The sequence below is a fragment of the Nocardiopsis gilva YIM 90087 genome, from assembly GCF_002263495.1.
In the GTDB taxonomy this organism is placed as follows: Bacteria; Actinomycetota; Actinomycetes; order Streptosporangiales; family Streptosporangiaceae; genus Nocardiopsis_C; species Nocardiopsis_C gilva.
The window spans coordinates 1,186,165-1,200,403 of record NZ_CP022753.1 but is presented as its reverse complement, the minus strand read 5'-3'; the positions used below and the strand labels follow the sequence as shown (position 1 = coordinate 1,200,403).

The following is a 14,239-nucleotide window of genomic DNA, read 5'->3' as shown; positions in this document are numbered from 1 at the left end:
CAGCCCGTTCCGGCGCCGCCGCCCCGACCCCGGCATCGGCTTCCGGGCGGCGGACGCGACGCCGTTCCCTCAGCCGCGCACGGTGTGGCGTTCGATCGCGGCCAGGGTGCGGTCCGCCGCCGACACGTGCACGACCCAGAACGTGCCCTTGCGCAGCGACAGCTGCTGGGACACCGGGGCGCCCAGCCGGCCCAGCGCGTCGCGCATCATCTCGGTGACGAGCTCGCCGTGGGTGCACACGACCGTCGGCTCGCCCTCGTTGAGGAGATCGGCGAAGGCGTCGTGCGCGGCCTGCCGGTCGTAGGCGGGGGCGGACTTGTCCACCGTCTGCACGGTGAACGCCCGCTCGGTCCGCATCGGCGCGTTGTGGGCCACCGCGTAGGGCAGCAGCGTCTCGGTACAGCGGGCCGCAGCCGAGCTCACCACGCGCGGGGTACCGAAGGAGGACAGCACCTCGGACAGCTCCAACGCGTCGGCGCGGCCGACCTCGTCCAGCGGGCGCAGCAGGTCGTTGTCGTCCCAGCTCTTCTTCTCTCCTGCCGACGCGTGCCGCATCAGGATCACCGGGAACGTCTCCAGCGGACCGGACACGATGTTGTCGAGCACCTGCACGTCGTGGTCGTAGCTGAGCCGCTCCCGCGCCTCGGGGATCGACACCCACTCCAGCGCGTCGACCTCTTCGTTCGGGGCGAACGACGACGGCCCCGACGCCGTGGCGGCCCACCATTCCACCTGCTTGGGCCAGCCGCTCTTGAGGTAGCGCTGCGGCGGGATGCGGCGGCCCAGCACCGGGCGCAGCCCAGTCTCCTCGGTCACCTCGCGGACGGCGGCGGTGACCAGGTGCTCGCCGTTCTTCACCTTGCCCTTGGGCAGGGTCCAGTCCAAACGGTCGGGCCGGTGGATGAGGGCGACCTGGCGTTCCTTGCCGCGGCCCGGACCGTCGGGGGTGCCAGTGTCAACGTCGCGCCAGAGGACCGCACCCGCGGCGCGGATGGGCTCCATGTACCCGGCCGGGGCGGTGTCCCGGGCCGGGAACGCGCTGGTGATACTGGCGTCCTCCGGGATATAGGCGGCCGGGTCGACCGCGTCGGCGGCGGTCTCGGTGTGGGTGTCGGTCTTTTCAGCCATCGACGGCCCGCAGGTGACGGTCGCCGCGCAGGGTGTTCTGCAGATCCAGCAGCGGCTCGCCCGAGGCGTCGCGGGTGACGCGCGTCCACCCGCCGTCGGACTCCATCCGCCAGGAGGAGGTGCTCTCCGCCATCGCCAGATCCAACATTCCCACCAGGCGCATCCGGTGCTCGGGATCCGTCACCCGGATGAGCGCCTCGACCCTCCGGTCGAGGTTGCGCGGCATGAGGTCGGCGCTTCCGATCCAGACCTGCGGTTCCCCCCCATTCTCAAAGATGAAGACGCGTGAGTGTTCCAGGAACCGTCCGAGGATACTGCGGACGCGGATCGTCTCGGACAGCCCGGGGATCCCCGGACGCAGCACGCAGCTGCCCCGGACCCACAGGTCGATGGGGACACCCACCCGGGACGCCTCGTACAGGGCGTCGACGATCTCCTCGTCGACCAGCGAGTTGACCTTCATCCGGATGCGCGCGGGATCGCCCTGGGCGTGCTTGTTCATCTCGTTCTGGATTTGCCACATGAGCGACTCGCGCAGCCCGCCGGGCGCGACGAGCAGCCGCCGGTACTCCTTTTTCCGGGAGAAGCCGGTCAGCTGGTTGAACAGGTCGCTCAGGTCCTCGCCCACCTCGGGGTCGGTGCTGAACAGCCCGAAGTCCTCGTAGATGCGGGCGGTCTTCGGGTTGTAGTTGCCGGTACCGACATGGCAGTAGCGGCGCAAGGAGCCGTCGTCCTCCCGGCGCACGACCAGGGAGAGCTTGCAGTGCGTCTTGAGGCCGACGACACCGAAGACCACGTGGCACCCGGCGTCTTCGAGCTTGCGCGCCCACTGGATGTTGTTCTGCTCGTCGAACCGCGCCTTGATCTCGACGAGCACCGTGACCTCCTTGCCCGCGCGCGCCGCCTCGATCAGCGCGGTGACGATCGGGGAGTCACCGCTGGTGCGGTAGAGGGTCTGCTTGATCGCCACGACGTTGGGATCGGTGGCGGCCGTCGCGATGAACCGCTCGGTGGTGGCCGTGAACGACTCATAGGGGTGCTGGACCAGCAGCTCGCGCTCGCGGATCGCCGCGAGGACGTCGTCGTTCATCAGGCGGCGGGGTTCGACGGGCACCATCGGCGAGAAGGTGAGCTCGGGGCGGTCGAGGTCGGCGATCTGGTCCAGCCCGGCCAGGTTGAGCGGCCCGGGCACCCGGTAGACCTCCTCCTCTTCGGCGCCGAGTTCCTTGCACAGGATGTCGAGCACGTCGTCGGAGATCGTCTCCTCGACCTCCAGCCGCACCAGGGGGCCGAAGCGGCGCCGCAGCAGCTCGTTCTCCAGCGACTGGACGAGGTCGTCGGTCTCGTCCTCGTCGACTTCGAGGTCGACGTTGCGGGTGACGCGGAAGGCGTGGTGCTCCTTGACTTCCATGCCCTCGAACAGCTGCGGCAGGTGCGCGGAGATGACGTCCTCGACCGGCACGAAGTGCTCGCTGTAGACCTCGATGAAGCGCGGCAGCACCGAGGGGACCTTGATGCGGGCGAAGGTGTCGCGCCCGGTCTGCGGATCGGAGACGGTGACCGCGAGGTTGAGGGAGCGCCCGGAGACGTAGGGGAACGGATGGGCGGGGTCGACCGCGAACGGGGTCACCACGGGGTAGATGGACCGCCGGAAGAACCGGTGCATGCGCTGGCGGTCGGTCTCCTCCAGGTCGTCCCAGCGCAGGATGCGGATGCCCGCCTCGGCGAGGGCGGGGCGGACCGAGCCGTGGAAGCAGCGGGCGTGGCGCACCATCAGATCGTGCGTGACCTCGGAGATGCGCTCTAGCAGGTCGCGGGGGTGGTGGCCGCTGGGCGACGCCACGGCGATGCCGGTGGCCAGGCGGCGTTTGAGCCCGGCGACCCGCACCATGAAGAACTCGTCGAGGTTGCTGGAGAAGATGGCGAGGTAGCGGGCGCGCTCTAGGAGGGGGATCTCGGTGTCCTCGGCGAGCTCGAGCACACGCTGGTTGAAGCGCAGCCAGCCCTCCTCACGATCCAGGTAGCGTTCCGCTGGAAGGTTGTCGCCACTCTGCCCCATGTACACCGGTTCCACGCTCACGGTCCGCAAACTCCCCTGTTGGCATGAACGCGCACGGACAGTGTTATGTCCGTGTCCTAACGACTTCGCGTAGTCCATACCCGTTCTTCGGGGTTACGCGCACCTCACTTGCAACGTCCACCCCGATCTTCTCGCATATGGCCCTGATCGGTACAAATCGCCCGCGTCCGCACCGGGGGCCACCGGGGCTCAGAGTAGGGCCGGGGAGCAGCGGGAGACGTGCGGTACGGGAGCGCGACGGAGCTGGTGAACGCTGGTGGGAGCCGGTGATTCCGGGCGCCTGCAGCAAGGCGCGGCACCGGCCGCTGCGGAGCGGCAGTGTCAACCGTCAACCGTCAACCGTCAGCTGTCAGCTGCCTCCCGCGGCACCGCCCGTGGCGGCCGCGCCGATGACCACGGCCGTCGACGCCTCGATCGACTGGATCACATTGCGGACGACCTGGCCGATCCCGTCGTTCGCGACGACCGTCTTCATCAACCGCCTGCGTTCGTTTCCCCGTAGCTCAGGGAAGAGCTTGCCGTCGACGCGCATGGCACCCGCGAGCGCCAGCAGGACCACCGTGGCGGGGTCAGGCGCGCGCTCCCCGACCAGCACCGCACGCATCGACTCCCGCCGCCACGCGTGGGCGGCCGGGTCCGCCGGGCGGTAGCGGTTCCACGGGAACATGCCCAGCACGTGGTCCTGCTCGTGGCGCATCAGGCCGCGGTACGCCACCCGATAGAGCAGCCCCGTTCTGAGCTTGTTCGACATGGTCTTCTGCACCCACCACTTGAGCTTGCGGTGGCGCTGCTCCATCGCGATGCGCTGGGCCAGCGCGTCCAGATCGGGGTCGCCGCTCGGGGCCGGGTGCTGGGCGTAGACGTAGCCGCGCCCGTCGATCCGGATCCGGTCGGCGAGCGCGAGGTCGGCGAGCAGTGCCCCGGCGAGCGCCACCTGCACCCGGGTGGAATCGGCCAGTGGGCGTCCGGTGGCCGGATCGTGGCAGATCAGCAGCAATTCCTCGGCCAGAATCGTGCCATTCGATGCGGTCATGGCTCCCCCGTGTGCGATCCGGTGCGGTCGAACAGCGCTATTCCCCCGACATTAAGCGACGACGGAAGCGTCCTTTATACGATGGGCTCTCGCTGAAGGAGGTCCAGATGACGCCACGCGCGTGGGCCCGGATCGCCGACTGCCTCGATGGCACCCCCAAGACCGTCCTGCTGCCGGGTTCCGAGGCCGAATCCATCCCCCACCACGTGCGGCACCTGGTCCATATCGACAGGGTGGCCGATTCCCGAATGATCGCTGTGCGCGCTTATTGCCGCGGCCCCGGTGCGACCGATACCTGGGTGTGCCGACACTGCGGAGCGCCCAACAGCAGCAATTCCTCGGGAAAGTGCCGCACCTGCGGTAAGTACCAGTAGTCCGCCAGGGTGTGGACCAATCGATTCCTCGGCGTATGTCGGGGGTCGGTGTCGGCGCGGCGGAGTCCGCGCCGACACCGACGCGATCACGGGCGCCCGGCGAGGCTCTCCGTCAGTGGGATCAAGGCGAGCGTGGTCGCGCAGGTGTGCAGCAGGAAGTTGAGCCAGATGTTGCGATAGCGCGACCAGAGGTAGCCGTACATCAGCCCGGCCACGCCCTGCACGCTGATCGCCAGGCCGAGTGCGACCCACAGGTTCTCGGGGTAGCTCTTGGCGACGATGCCGGTCACCCCGTAGCACAGGGCCGCGAGAACGATGCCGGGCCAGCGGCCGAACCGCATCTCCAGCCGGGTCTGCAGCATCGCGCGGAAGAAGACCTCCTCCAGCAGCGAGGTCCCCACAACGCTCAGAGCGAGCACCACCAGCAGCGCGTAGCTCGCCGGCACTCTTCCCAGGTCGGGCGGGTGCGACGCCCATGGCGCGAAGACCATCGCCAGGTAGGCGATGACGGCCCCCAGCCCCGCCCAGCGCCACGGTTCGCGCGCTCGCACCGCCAGGCCGCCCAGGTCGGGTCCGCTGACGTGGCGCATGATGCCGTAGCTGCCGATGAACACGATCGGCAGGATGAACAGGAAGAACACCTTGGAGGTGTAGTAGGACAGCGCGCACAGCGACGCGTCGACCAGGCAGAACACCGGGTAGAGAACCACGTCGCCGAGGTAGAAGCCGACCATGCAGCCGAGCAGCAGGGCGATTTCGCGCCGGGACGAGCGCCCTGCCAGCCGCTCGCGGACCCGCTGGTTCATGTCACTGTCGGGGATGCGCCACGGCAGCACCCGGATGAGGAGGAGCACCGCGGCGACGGGGACCCACAGCGTCCACAGCGGTCCCGGCCGATAGTCCTCGGAGCCGGGGATGGTGGTGTGGCCGGTGACCAGCAGGCCCATCCCGGCTGTGAGGAAGATCGCAAACCCGGCCAAGACAATGGCGCGCTCGGTGATCCGCGCTCGACGGCTCGTGTTCGTCGGCGTCGTCGGGGCCGCAGAGGCCGTGCTCGGTTTGATCTCTCCCCTCTCACGCCCGGGGCGCACGCCACGACCGGACCGCTTCGGTGACACACGAATAGCCGGACACACCGGCATCTGGCTCTTGGGGCCGCGCGGAGCAGCGGGGACGTCCGCGCATCGGAAAACGGGGTACAGGCCCCTCACCAGCACTTTACCTGAATGGCACTGTTACGTGACCATTCGCGGCATTGGTCAAAGAATGAGTAGTGCGGGGACGCGACGACGAGGGTGAGTGCTCCGTGCAGCACGACGGTGAGCCACAGGTTGCGGTAGCAGACCCAGACGTATCCGTAGAACACACCGAGAACCCGTAGATCAGCAGCGCGTGCACGAGATCGGAGCGCATGTCGCCTTCGGGCAGGGGGCTGAACTCGTTGTAAGTGCCCAGCAACGCGTAGGTCAGGGCATAGAGCAGTGAGGTGAGCAGAATTCCGGGCCAGCGCCCGGTCAGCCGCTCCAGCCGGGACTGCACCATGCTGCGGAAGAAGATCTCCTCGGGGATGGCGACCGTGATGAACCCGACCGCGGCCGCGAGGACCACCAGCTTCGGCGTCGGCGGGGACGCCGGGTACACCGATACGGCCGCCACGCCGCAACAGGCGAGCAGCGGGATCACCCCCAGCCAGCGCTTGCGCTCGGTGACGCGCAGGACGTGCGCGGGCATGGCGGCGCCGTATCCGGTGAGCGTGAACCCGGCGCGGTCGACGAACAGGATCGGCAGCAGGAACAAGAAGATGACGCGCACCACCGGGGTGAAGGGCACCCCCGCGAGCACCCGCCCGAACACGACCGCGAGGAAGGCAGCCCCGCCGACGAAGCAGGCGAGGAAGATCATCAGCCAGGTCAGCTCGGCCCCGACCGGGTGGCCGCGCAGCGCGCGCCACGTGCGCTCATCGAGGTCGCGCAGGTAGTCGCGGTCAGTGAGCACCCAGGCCAGCACGACGCCTGTGAGCGCGGGGAGCCACACCGCCCGGGACGGGGGCGTCCAACCACGTCAGGTCATAGAAGTGCACGTCACGCACGGACAGAGCGATCGCCAGCGCCGCCGCACCGCACAGCAGACCGGCCGCCAGTGCCCACCTGTATGCCATTGCCACGCGCTTCTCCCCCTGGTCAGAGCATCAGTCTGCCCCGAGAGAAGCTAAAAGTAATGCAATGACTACCGTATGTCGCAATTCCTTGGGGGTGACCCCCTCGTCCGATCATTCCTCGCCGGACCGCTCCAGGGCCGCCAGCGCGCAGACCGCGCCCAGCTCCCAGCACGCCTCACGGTCGTCGCGGCCCACCTCCCCGATGACGGAGACCGGCGGTCGGTGTCGCTCCCACGACATCCCCTTGGCGATGGCCTCCACCGCGCGCACGGCCCCGGTGGTGTCGTTGTTGCCGTGTACGTAAAGGGCGTAGGGCAGCCCGGTCGTGTCGGTCAGGCAGGGGTAGTACACGGTGTCGAAGAAATGTTTGACGGCGCCGGCCATGTAGCCGATGTTCGCGGTGGTGCCGACGATGACGGCGTCCGCCGCGAGCACGTCGGGCACGGTGGCTCCGAGCGCCGGGCGCGTCACCACCTCGACGCCCTCGATCTCGTCGTTGCGCGCGCCCTCCAGCACCGATTCGAGCAGGGTCTGCATGGACGGAGACGGCGTGTGGTGAACGATGAGCAGGCGTGCCATGCATCCAGGGTGGCATGGCACATCCGGCGTCCGAGCGTGGAGGGCGGCGTCGGCGGCGGGCACGCCGCGTCCGCCGCCCTCCCGGGCTCAGCTGCTCTCCAGCACCGCGTGCAGGAAGGACTTGGTGCGCTCCTCCTGCGGGTCGCCGAAGATCTGCTCGGGCGGCCCCTCCTCCAGGATCTGGCCCTGGTCGAACATCAGCACCCGGTGCGAGACGTCGCGGGCGAACCCCATCTCATGGGTCACCGAGAGCATCGTGATGTCCGTGGTGCGCGCGATCTCGCGCAGCACGTCCAGCACGCCGGCCACCAGCTCCGGGTCCAGCGCCGAGGTGACCTCGTCGAGCAGCAGGATCTCCGGGCGCATCGCCAGCGCCCGCGCGATCGCCACCCGCTGCTGCTGGCCACCGGACAGCCGCGTGGGGTGGGCGTCGATCTTGTCGCTCAGCCCGACCATCTCCAGCAGCTCCTCGGCCCGCTGGTCCGCCTCGTCCCGGGATATCCCCAGGCTGTAGACGGGCGCCTCGGTGATGTTGCGCCGCACGCTCATGTTCGGGAACAGGTTGAACTGCTGGAAGACCATCCCGATCTTCTTGCGGACCTCGCGCTGGTACTTCTCGGTGGCCGGGACCAGCTCGCCGCCGTCCCCCGACTTGTACATGTGGCTGAGGGGATCGCCGTTCACCCAGATGACGCCGCCGTTGATGCGCTCCAGCGTCATCAGCAGCCGCAGGATGGTGGTCTTGCCCGACCCGCTGGGGCCGATGAGGGTCACCCGCTGCCCGGCGTCGACCGCGAAGTCGAGCTCGCGGAGCACCACGTTGTCGCCATACCGCTTGACGACCTTCTCGAAGCGGATCAGCGGCTGGTCGTCGCCTCCCCCGCTCTGCCCGTTCTCGGCGCGCGCATGGGGGACCGCACCCGCGTCGCTTTCGGCATCGGGACGGTTGGTGTGGTTGTCGTCAGACCGCGGCATAGCGTCGCTCCAGGGTTCGGATCAGGACGGCGGACAGCGCGCTGACGATGATGAACAGCACGCCGACGGCGGAGATCGTCTCCAGGTACTTGAAGTGCGTGCCGCCGAGGCGGTTGGCCTCGAACATCATCTCGGGCACGGTGATGGCGAACAGCAGGGGCGTGTCCTTGAACATCGCGATCAGGTAGTTGCCCAGGGCCGGGATCACCCTGCGGATCGCCTGCGGCAGGACCACCGCCGACCAGGTGCGCCGCACCGGCAGGCTGAGCGCCCGGGCGGCCTCCCACTGGCCCTTGGGGACGCCCTCCATCCCGGAGCGGTAGACCTCGGCGGTGTAGGCCGCGTAGTGCACGCCCAGCCCGATGACACCGGCGGTCAGCGGGCTCAGCGAGATCCCGATGCCCGGCAGCACGTAGAAGATGAAGAAGAGCTGCACCAGCAGGGGCGTGGAGCGGATGAACTCCATGACCCAGAAGACCACCGCGGCGATCGGCCGCGGCGCGGCCCGGCGGGTCATCGCGACCACCAGGCCGAGCACCAGCGCCAGCACGTAACCGAACGCCGTGGCCAGCAGGGTGTAGCGGAGTCCCGTGAGCAGGTCGGGCAGTGCCTCGCCGACGAATCCCCAGTCGAACATCAGGCCGCCCCTTCCTTCTCACGCCCCGCGCTTATCAGCGCCCGCGCCACCCACGACGGTTTGGCCGGTGCGGGCAGGCGGCCGAGGCGCCGGTTGGCCCGCCGTTCGGCCATGCGCACGAAGAACACGATCAGCTGGGCGATCACGAAGTACATGACCAGCGCGCTGGCGAACGCCAGCAACGTCTCACCGGAGAACGTGCGCAGCTGCTGGGCGACGAAGGTGATGTCGGAGACCGCGATCAGCGAGACCACGGCGCTGCCCTTCATCAGTTCGATGGCGAGGTTGCCGAACGTGGGCAGCATCTGCGCCCACGCCTGCGGGAGGATGCACCGGCGCATGCGCTGGAACGCGCTGAAGTTGAGCGCGATGGTCGCCTCGTACTGCGCCTTGGGCACGGCGTTGATGGCGCCGCGCACGTTCTCCGCGCCGTAGGCGCCCACGTTGAGGCCCAGCGCCAGGATCGCGGCGAACACCGGTTCCAGCCGGTACCCGGTGACCAGCGGCATGGCGTAGAAGAGCCAGAACATCAGCACGAGCGCGGCGACGCCGCGGAACACCTCGACGTAGACCGTGGCGGCGGCGAGGGCCCAGGGGTTGCGCATCGCGCCGACGATGCCGACGACCATCGAGATCACGAACGCGAGCGCGCACCCGCCGAGCGTGATGAGCAGCGTGTACCAGGCGCCGTTGAGGTAGAGCGGAAGTGAGTCGGTGAAGAAAGTCATTGCGGCTCCCCGGGGTTCATGCCGAACACAGCTGCTGGGCCGTGAGGTCGCCGGGAAGCTCGTCCTCGGAGAACCCGAACGGCTCGATGATCTCCAGCAGCCGCCCGCTCTCCTTGAACTCCTCCAGCTTCTCGTTGAAGGCCGCGAGCATGTCGGTGTCCTCCTGGCGCAGCGCGTATCCGCCGCCGCCGATGACCTCCTGACCGTCGACGACCGGGAAGAACGCCTCGGTCACCTCGAAGGGTCCGCCGCGGGTCTTGAGGATCCAGCGCAGCGAGATCGCGGTCAGCGCGACCGCGTCGATGCGTCCGGTCTCCAGCAGCTCGTAGGCGCTGGGGGTGTCGGGGGCGGTCTGCACCTGGGCGGTGGGGACTCCGGCCTGGGCGGCCATCTGCTGTTCGACGGTCGCGTTCATGACCGCGAGGGTGATGTCGGGGTTCTCGGCGATCGACGAGAAGTTCTCGATACCGGCGGGGTTACCCTCGGGGACCAGGAAGGCGGTGCGGCTGAGGTAGTCGGGGTTGGTGAACGCCACCTGCCGGCAGCGGTCGGGGACGATGGCCATCCCCGCGGCGACCATGTCGAACTGGCCGCCGATGAGCCCGGGGATCAGGCCGTCGAAGCTGACGGGGACGCCGCGGAGGTCGTCGACGCCCAGCTCGGCGAAGATCGCGCGGGCCAGCTCGGGCGACTCCCCCGTGAGCTTGCCGGTGGCCAGGTCGGTGTAGCCGTAGGGGGCCTCGTTGGCGAAGCCGACGTTGATGTAGCCCTGCTCCCGGACGCGGTCGAAGGTGTTTCCGGTCCCGACGCGGGAGCAGCCGCTGAGTAACGTCGGCCCCATCAGCGCGGCCACCGCGGCCCCGCCCGTTCTCGCCAGGAAGCGGCGCCGGTCCATGCCGCTTCCTCTGATCGTCGTCATCTCGTGTCTCCTCAGGAACGAGCACGGCGCCCCCTCCTGCACCGGAGGGAGCGCCGTGCTGTCGTGCGGGATGTACGTGCGTGAACGCCGGAGGTCCGCCCGTGCTCAGGGTCGCCTCAGGGCACCTCCGATGTCACGTCGGCAGGCCGTGGGCCCGCGCATGGCGCTTGTCTGCGTAAATGTGCGGCTTATTCTTTGCCGCTTTCAGCACAAGCGAAATCCCGCGTTATGCACTAGTTACGGCCGGGTCCGGCCAATAACGATCAAAAACGCGGCCGGGGCCGCCGTCCCGAATCAGACCACGGGAGTGAAGTCGCGCGCGCCGAGGAACGGCGGGCGGGGCGTGGGCGCCGCGAAGGGCTCCCCGCAGGTGTTCTCCACGCTGTTGAACACGATGAAGATGTTCGACCGCGGGAACGGCGTGATGTTGCCGCTGGAACCGTGCATGCAGTTGGAGTCGAACATGATGGCGCCGCCGGCGGGACCGGTGAGCACGTCGATGCCGTGCTTGGCGGCGAGGATCGACAGGCTGTCCTGGTCGGGCGTGCCGACCTCCTGCTGCTTCAGGGACGCCTTGTAGTGGTTCTCCGGGGTCTCGCCGACACAGGAGACGAACGTCTTGTGCGAGCCCGGCATGATCATCAGCGAGCCGTTGTGCTCGTAGTTGTCGGTGAGCGCGATGGAGATGCTCACCGCGCGCATCCGGGGCATCCCGTCCTCGGCGTGCCAGGTCTCGAAGTCGGAGTGCCAGAAGAAGTCGCTGCCGCTGAACCCGGGCTTGGAGTTGACGCGGCTCTGGTGCACGTAGACGTCGCTGCCCAGAATCTGCCGGGCGCGGCCGACGACGCGCGGGTCACGGACCAGTTCGGCGATGACGTCGCTGATCTTGTGGACCTCGAAGATGGACCGGACTTCGTCGGACTGCCGCTCGACGATGACGCGCTCGTCCTTCCTCAGCTCCGGGTCCTCACTGAGGCGGCGCAGCTCGGCGCGGTACTTCTCCAGTTCCTCGGGCGTGAGCAGCTGCTCGACCTGCAGGTAGCCCTTGTCGTCGTAGGAGTCCAGCGTGGCGCGGTCGATTGGGCCGTCTCCCTCGCCCAAGACCACGGCGTCCCGCCGGTAGAGCAGGGACGGGAAACCGTCCTTGCGGGTCGGGTAGTCGTCCATGGTCGGCTGCTCGAAGTCGGTCGTCAACGCAGTCATGGCTATACCCCTCGGGGTCTCTCTCCTTCGCGCTCTCGATCGTGTGCTTCTTGCGGGTCAGGCTCTTTTCTTTTCTTCCCTGCTCAACGAGGGTGCCCTATTCCGGTGGTCCGCACACTCGCTCCCACCAGGAGGAGGGGGTGAGGGCGGGTGCGGGCGCGCGGGTCGGCGCGCCCGCACCCGCACCACGCGCTACTCGGCCGTGGCCAGGCTCTCCTTGGCGCTGTCGTCCTCTTCGGTCAGCAGGGGGTAGACACCGTTCTCGTCGTGCACCTCGCGACCGGTCACCGGCGGGTTGAAGACGCACAGCACCCGGAAGTCGGTCTTGGGCCGAATGGTGTGCTTCTCGTGCCCGTTGAGCAGGTAGAGCGTGCCCGGGGTGATGGTGAACTTCTCCCCGGTCTCGTCGTTGGTGAGCTCGGCCTCGCCCTCGATGCAGTGCACGAGCTCGACGTGGTTCGCGTACCACATGCTCGTCTCCGTCCCCGCGTACAGGACGGTCTCGTGGAACGAGAAGCCCACGCCCTCCTTGGCAAGGATGATCCGGCGGCTGCGCCAGTTCTCGGTCTGGACATCGGCGTCGGTGCCGTCGACGTCCTTCAGGCTGCGAACGATCACGCTCTTGTACTCCTCATGACTCGTTTCGGCCGCGAGCGACCGAACGCGGGGTCCCGGCGACACGCCGGGACCCTCGGGTGTTCATCCACTGCAATTGTGCGGCTCGGGCCGCGCCTGCGCAGTGGCTTTATGCGGGCTGCGAGATTTTCACCGCGGCGCGCGCGGCCTCGGCCATGATGTCCAGGCCCTGCTCCAGCTCCTCCTCGGTCGTGGTGAGCGCGGGGAGGAGCTTGGCGACCTCGTCCTCGGGACCGGAGGTCTCGACGAGCAGGCCGCGCTGGAAGGCCTCGCGGCTGAGCGCCGAGGCGGCGCCCTCACGCTCGAAGGCCAGGCCGGCCGCCATGCCGCGGCCACGCACGTGCGCCCCGGCCTCGGCGAACTCCTCGGCGATGGCGGTGAGGCGCGTGCGGATGAGCTCACCCTTGGCGAGGGTGGCCTTCTGCAGCTCGTCGTCGCGCCAGAACGTGTCGAGCGCGGCGGTGCCGGTGACGAAGGCGGGGTTGGGGCCACGGAAGGTCCCGTTGTGCTCGCCCGGGCCCCACACGTCCAGCTCACGCTTGAACAGCGTGAGGGCGAGCGGGATGCCGTAGCCGCTGATCGACTTGGACAGCGTGACGATGTCCGGCTTGATGCCGGCCTCTTCGAAGCTGAAGAAGCCGCCGGTGCGCCCGCAGCCCATCTGGATGTCGTCGACGATGAGCAGGATGCCGTGCTCCTCGCACAGGGCGGCGAGCCCGCGCAGCCACTCGGCGCTGGCGGCGTTGATGCCGCCCTCGCCCTGCACCGTCTCGACGATGACGGCGGCCGGCTTGTCCAGGCCACTGCCGCTGTCCTCAAGGACGCTGCGCAGCCACAGGAAGTCCGGCGTCTCGCCGTCCATGTAGTTGTCGTACGGCATGGTGTTGACGTGCGTCAGCGGCACCCCCGCGCCGCCACGCTTCATCGAGTTGCCGGTCACGGCGAGCGCGCCCAGCGTCATGCCGTGGAAGCTGTTGGTGAAGTTGACGATGACCTCGCGGCCGGTGATCTTCCGGGCCAGCTTGAGGGCGGCCTCGACGGCGTTGTTCCCGGCCGGGCCGGGGAACTGCACCTTGTAGTCGAGCCCGCGCGGGCCCAGGATGACGTCACCGAACGTCTGCAGGAACTCCTGCTTCGCCGTGGTGTAGGCGTCGAGGCTGTGCACGACGCCGTCGCTCGCGAGGTAGTCGATGAGTTTGGATTTCAGGACCGGGTTGTTATGCCCGTAGTTCAGGGAACCGGCACCCGCGAAGAAGTCGAGGTAAGGCCGCCCCGACTCGTCGTAGATGTAGCTGCCTCGCGCCTCGTTGAAGACGACCGGCCAACTACGGCAGTAGCTCCGGACTTCGGATTCGAGGCGGTCGAAGATCTCCATCGTGTGTTCCTTGGTTCCTTTCCCCAGGTTCGTGGGCTCGGGGCGGTGACGACGGGGTGGTCAGGACGGATGGTTGGTCGTGGCCCGTCGCGTAGCGGATAGCGGGCCGAGCCGCACGGGTTCCCCGGGGACGCGTCCCTTGGGGACCTCCTGCGGCCACTGCTGGGTGTCGAAGTTCAGGGTCCGCACCGGTGCGGCATGGGCCGCTCCGCGCTCCCGCGCCAAAAGAGCGGAAGGGGCGCGGGAGCCGAAGTCGCCCGGTGCGGGAGTGCCCTCTGTCGTCGCGGGGACGCGTGCGGCACTATCGGCGCCGACACGACAGATCGAGCGCATGCGAACGGGACCCACGGTGAGACTGACTACTGCGGGGTGATCCCCGGTGTCCGGTCGGCCGCGGGTTCCGGCGTCGATCTG

14 protein-coding genes are annotated in these 14,239 nt (G+C 68.6%); 1 reads left to right on the top strand and 13 read right to left on the bottom strand.

Annotated elements, in window-relative coordinates:
• Positions 1-69: 69 nt before the first annotated feature.
• The 3 genes from CDO52_RS05750 to CDO52_RS05740 form a co-directional block, all read right to left on the bottom strand.
• On the bottom strand, positions 70-1,128 hold the full coding sequence (locus CDO52_RS05750) for an NUDIX hydrolase (RefSeq protein WP_026126332.1): 1,059 nt from the start codon (positions 1,126-1,128) through the stop codon (positions 70-72).
• On the bottom strand, positions 1,121-3,187 hold the full coding sequence (locus tag CDO52_RS05745; RefSeq protein ID WP_094932803.1) for an RNA degradosome polyphosphate kinase: 2,067 nt from the start codon (positions 3,185-3,187) through the stop codon (positions 1,121-1,123). Before CDO52_RS05745 ends, CDO52_RS05750 begins: the two co-directional genes overlap by 8 nt.
• 370 nt (positions 3,188-3,557) lie before the next feature.
• Positions 3,558-4,241 (bottom strand): GOLPH3/VPS74 family protein, encoded by a 684-nt coding sequence (locus CDO52_RS05740; protein ID WP_017621340.1) that lies wholly within the window; start codon positions 4,239-4,241, stop codon positions 3,558-3,560.
• Between the two features lie 107 nt (positions 4,242-4,348).
• Between CDO52_RS05740 and CDO52_RS05735 the strand changes: the two genes are divergently transcribed.
• Positions 4,349-4,615 (top strand): hypothetical protein, encoded by a 267-nt coding sequence (locus CDO52_RS05735; protein WP_017621339.1) that lies wholly within the window; start codon positions 4,349-4,351, stop codon positions 4,613-4,615.
• 86 nt (positions 4,616-4,701) lie between these two features.
• Here the strand turns inward: CDO52_RS05735 and CDO52_RS05730 are convergent, their stop codons facing one another.
• The 10 genes from CDO52_RS05730 to ectB form a co-directional block, all read right to left on the bottom strand.
• The gene (locus tag CDO52_RS05730) at positions 4,702-5,595 is read right to left on the bottom strand and encodes a CPBP family intramembrane glutamic endopeptidase (protein WP_017621338.1); all 894 of its coding nucleotides are present in this window, start codon (positions 5,593-5,595) and stop codon (positions 4,702-4,704) included.
• A gap of 238 nt (positions 5,596-5,833) precedes the next feature.
• Positions 5,834-6,649 (bottom strand): CPBP family intramembrane glutamic endopeptidase, encoded by an 816-nt coding sequence (locus tag CDO52_RS05725; RefSeq protein WP_094932234.1) that lies wholly within the window; start codon positions 6,647-6,649, stop codon positions 5,834-5,836.
• Between the two features lie 235 nt (positions 6,650-6,884).
• A complete protein-coding gene (locus tag CDO52_RS05720) occupies positions 6,885-7,352 on the bottom strand; it encodes a flavodoxin family protein (protein ID WP_017621336.1) in 468 nt (155 codons plus the stop codon).
• An 87-nt stretch (positions 7,353-7,439) separates the two neighbouring features.
• Positions 7,440-8,327 carry an ectoine/hydroxyectoine ABC transporter ATP-binding protein EhuA gene (gene ehuA, locus CDO52_RS05715; protein WP_017621335.1) on the bottom strand — a complete coding sequence of 296 codons (888 nt, stop codon included), beginning with the start codon at positions 8,325-8,327 and terminating at the stop codon, positions 7,440-7,442.
• Complete coding sequence (gene ehuD / locus CDO52_RS05710) at positions 8,314-8,964, bottom strand: ectoine/hydroxyectoine ABC transporter permease subunit EhuD (RefSeq protein WP_017621334.1); 651 nt, start codon at positions 8,962-8,964, stop codon at positions 8,314-8,316. The genes ehuA and ehuD overlap by 14 nt, the downstream gene beginning before the upstream one ends.
• Positions 8,964-9,692, bottom strand: a complete 729-nt coding sequence (gene ehuC, locus CDO52_RS05705) for an ectoine/hydroxyectoine ABC transporter permease subunit EhuC (RefSeq protein ID WP_017621333.1) — start codon at positions 9,690-9,692, stop codon at positions 8,964-8,966. The genes ehuD and ehuC overlap by 1 nt, the downstream gene beginning before the upstream one ends.
• 16 nt (positions 9,693-9,708) lie before the next feature.
• A complete protein-coding gene (ehuB, locus tag CDO52_RS05700) occupies positions 9,709-10,611 on the bottom strand; it encodes an ectoine/hydroxyectoine ABC transporter substrate-binding protein EhuB (protein ID WP_232524391.1) in 903 nt (300 codons plus the stop codon).
• Positions 10,612-10,905: 294 nt separating this feature from the next.
• Positions 10,906-11,814 (bottom strand): ectoine hydroxylase, encoded by a 909-nt coding sequence (gene thpD, locus CDO52_RS05695; protein ID WP_033302056.1) that lies wholly within the window; start codon positions 11,812-11,814, stop codon positions 10,906-10,908.
• A 192-nt stretch (positions 11,815-12,006) separates the two neighbouring features.
• Positions 12,007-12,432, bottom strand: coding sequence for an ectoine synthase (locus tag CDO52_RS05690; protein ID WP_017621330.1), 426 nt, complete (start codon positions 12,430-12,432; stop codon positions 12,007-12,009).
• A 127-nt stretch (positions 12,433-12,559) separates the two neighbouring features.
• A complete protein-coding gene (ectB, locus tag CDO52_RS05685; protein WP_017621329.1) occupies positions 12,560-13,825 on the bottom strand; it encodes a diaminobutyrate--2-oxoglutarate transaminase in 1,266 nt (421 codons plus the stop codon).
• Between the last annotated feature and the right edge of the window lie 414 nt (positions 13,826-14,239).